Source organism: Streptomyces sp. NPDC059456 (assembly GCF_042750055.1).
Taxonomy (GTDB): Bacteria; Actinomycetota; Actinomycetes; order Streptomycetales; family Streptomycetaceae; genus Streptomyces.
Genome location: NZ_JBHYVA010000702.1, coordinates 1,041 through 4,390, shown reverse-complemented (window position 1 = coordinate 4,390; position 3,350 = coordinate 1,041). Strand labels below are relative to the sequence as shown.

General features: G+C 72.8%; 3 protein-coding genes. 1 reads left to right on the top strand and 2 read right to left on the bottom strand.

Annotation, left to right across the window (positions count from 1 at the left end):
* A partial coding sequence (locus tag ACFXA3_RS36745) for a DPP IV N-terminal domain-containing protein (protein WP_385194549.1) occupies positions 1-1,045 on the bottom strand: 1,045 nt, incomplete at its 3' end.
* 97 nt (positions 1,046-1,142) lie between these two features.
* Here ACFXA3_RS36745 and ACFXA3_RS36740 point away from each other — a divergent pair.
* Entirely contained in the window at positions 1,143-2,690 is a 1,548-nt protein-coding gene (locus ACFXA3_RS36740) for an MFS transporter (protein ID WP_385194547.1), read from the top strand.
* On the opposite strand, the gene ACFXA3_RS36735 is transcribed toward ACFXA3_RS36740, so the two are convergent.
* Positions 2,687-3,350: cytochrome P450 (locus tag ACFXA3_RS36735; protein WP_385194545.1), on the bottom strand; the 664-nt coding region annotated here is incomplete at its 5' end. The two genes, ACFXA3_RS36740 and ACFXA3_RS36735, sit on opposite strands and share 4 nt — an antisense overlap.

Here is a 3,350-nt window from a genome sequence, read left to right as displayed (position 1 = left end):
TCTGCTTCGCGTCGTCGGCTGTGTCGCGGGCGGCCCCGCCCGCGGGGGCACCCCCGGTGGCGGCCGGGGGAGTGTCGCAGGCGGTGAGCATCCTGCCGTCGGCGAGCCGGGCCGGGGTCCCGGGCACCATCGGGTCGACCCATTGGGGGTGGGTGGTGCGCGACAGCTCCCGGGTCAGGCCGGTGACCGGGTCGGCGGAGAGCAGCAGGACGCACCGCTGGAGCCGGTCCTGGACGGTCAGCAGGATCTCCCCGGCGCTCTCCCAGCCGGCGTCCGAGACGTACGGGTACGCGGCGGCGTCCCAGTCGAGCCGTACCCGGGCGCCGTCCGGGCCGAGCACCCACAGCTGGACCTCGGCGTTGGGCCCGCCCGCCTCGGGGTACGCGAAGTCCTCGGGCGGGAGTTCGGGGTGCGCGGGGTCGGCGAAGTACCGCCGCTGGAGGGCGGACTCGTCGACGCGGGCGGCCAGCAGGGTCTGCCCGTCGGGGGACCACCAGTGGCCGCGGTCGCGGCCCAGCTCCTCGGCGGCGGCGAACTCGGCGACGCCCCAGCGGGCCCCGTCGGCGGGACTGACGCGGCCGCCGGGGGAGGTGTGGAGGGCGTCACCGGTGACGTACGCGGTGCGGGAGCCGTCGGCGTTGGGGCGGGGGTCGAAGGCGGGCCCGGCGGCCGGGACCTCCTCGGGCCGCCCGTCCGGGTCGCAGCCGACCCGGAACAGCCGCCCGTACAGCGGGAACACCGCGCTGCGGCCGTCGCCGGAGAGCGCGTACGAGCCGATCCCGGCGGCGACGAGCCGGATGCGCTCCCGCAGCCGGCGCTCGGCGGCGGGCAGGAGACCCGGCTCGGGGGACAGCTCGCGGGGATCGGCGAGCCGGGTTTCGGTGCCGGTGGCGGTGTCCAGGACCCAGAGGCCGTCGAAGGCGTCGGTGGGGCCGGTGGAGCGGAGGAACCAGAGCAGGCGGCCGTCGTCCCCGAAGGAGAACGCGCGCGGGGCGCCGTACGTGAAGCGGCCGGTGCTCGCGGAGAGCCTGAGGAAGTCATCCATGATCGTAGTGTGTCATGTGAAATGGCACACCGTACATGTCATGCAGCCTAGGCCATTCGAGTGGTGTACCCCCCGGACCAGGTTTAGCGTCGAGAGGGTGGACCGGAACACGACGCCGACCGGCAAAGGGACCGAGGGCAAGGTCCGAGGAAGCGGCAACGGGCTCGCCCTGTTCGTCATCGCCTCGTGCCAGCTCATGGTCGTGCTCGACATCACCATCGTGAACATCGCCCTGCCGCACATCCAGACCGCCCTCGGCTTCTCCACCGAGAGCCTGTCCTGGGTCGTCAACGCCTACACCCTCACCTTCGGCGGACTCCTCCTCCTCGGCGGGCGCACCGGCGACATCCTGGGCCGCAAACGCGTGTTCATCTCCGGCGTGCTGCTCTTCGGCCTGGCCTCCCTGCTCGGCGGGCTCGCACAGAACGAGGGCCAGCTGATGGCCGCCCGCGCCCTCCAGGGCGTCGGGGGCGCCATCGCCTCGCCGACCGCACTGGCGCTGATCACCACCACCTTCCGCGAAGGCCCGGCACGCAACCGGGCGTTCGGCGTGTTCGCCGCCGTCTCCGCGGGCGGCGGCGCGATCGGACTGCTGGCCGGCGGCATCCTCGTCGAATGGCTCAACTGGCGCTGGGTGTTCTTCGTCAACGTGCCGATCGCCCTCGCCATCGCCGTGATGGCCCGCCGGGTCATCCGCGAGTCCGAACGCCACCCCGGACACTTCGACCTCGCCGGCGCGCTGCTGTCCACCCTGGGCATGGTCGCGCTGGTCTACGGCTTCATCCGCGCCTCGCAGGACGGCTGGACCGACCCGATCACCCTCGGCTCCTTCGGGGCGGCCGTGGTCCTGCTCCTGCTGTTCTTCCTCAACGAGCGCCGCTCGCCACAGCCGATCACGCCACTGCACATGTTCGCCGACCGCAACCGGGCCGGGTCCTACGGCATCATGCTCTTCCTCGCCTGCGCGATGTTCGGCATGTTCTTCTTCCTGACCCTGTTCGTGCAGAACGTCCTGGGCTTCAGCCCGCTCCAGGCCGGCCTCGCGTTCCTGCCGGTGAGCGTCGTCATCGCCGTCGGCGCGGGCATCACCTCACAGCTCCTGCCGAAGCTCGGACCCAAACCCTTCATGGTGACGGGCGCCCTCTGCTCGGCCGCAGGCCTGGCCTGGCTGACCCAGACCGACATCGATTCGACGTACCTCGGCAGCATCCTGGGCCCGATGCTCATCTTCAGCCTGGGCATGGGCATGCAGTTCGTCTCGCTGACCCTGATGGCCCTGTCCAACGTCGCCGACCGCGAGTCGGGCGCGGCCTCCGGACTGCTCAACACGACGCAGCAGGTGGGCGGATCGCTGGGCCTGTCCATCCTGGTCACCGTGTTCGGCACGGCCAGCCGCAACGAGGCCCACGACCAGGTGCCGGCCTTCCTCGGCCAGGCCGGCCCCGTCCAGAAGGCCCTGTTCCTGCGCACCGGCCGGCTCCCGGACCCCTGGGGCGACCAGGTGCTCACCTCCGGCGTGAGCGCCGCGTTCATCGTCGCCGCCTGCTTCGCCCTGGTCGCGGCGATCATCGCGCTGTTCGCCATCCAGGTCCGCCCCTCCGACCTCGAACGCCTCAAGGGCCACCATGCCCCGGCGGCCGTCTAGCCGGCGGCCGTCGTCCCGTCACCCGCGCGCACGGACGAGGCACGCGGCCGGATGCGGCACCGGATCGGGCCGTCCGCCCGCAGGGTGATGCCGGCGATGACCGGGACCTCCGTGTCCACGGCCTCGAACTCGTACGCCCGCAGGACCATCGCCAGCGCGATCACCGACTCCAGCATCGAGAAGTGCTGCCCGATGCAGGCGCGCGGGCCGCCGCCGAACGGGAACCACGCGTAGCGGGGTCGGCCGGCCTCCGCCTCCGGGGTGAAGCGGTCCGGGTCGAAGCGGTCCGGATCCGGCCAGTAGCGGGGATGGCGGTGCGTCACCCACGGGGCCAGGATCACGTCCGAGCCCGCCGGGACGGTCCGGCCCCCGATCTCCGTGGCCGCGACCGAGCCGCGGCCGATGACCGGCGCCGCCGGATAGAGCCGCATCGCCTCCTTGAGGACCTGCGTCAGGTACGGGAGCCGGTCCAGGTCGGCGGCCTCCGGCGTACGGTCGCCCAGCACGCGGGCGACCTCCTCGCGGGCCCGTGCCTGCTGCTCGGGATGGCGGGCCAGCAGGTGCAGCGAGAAGGCGAGCGAGGTGGCGGTCGTCTCGTGCCCGGCCAGCAGGAAGACCAGCACCTGGTCGCGCCGGTGGGGGGCGGGGAAAAGCCCGGCC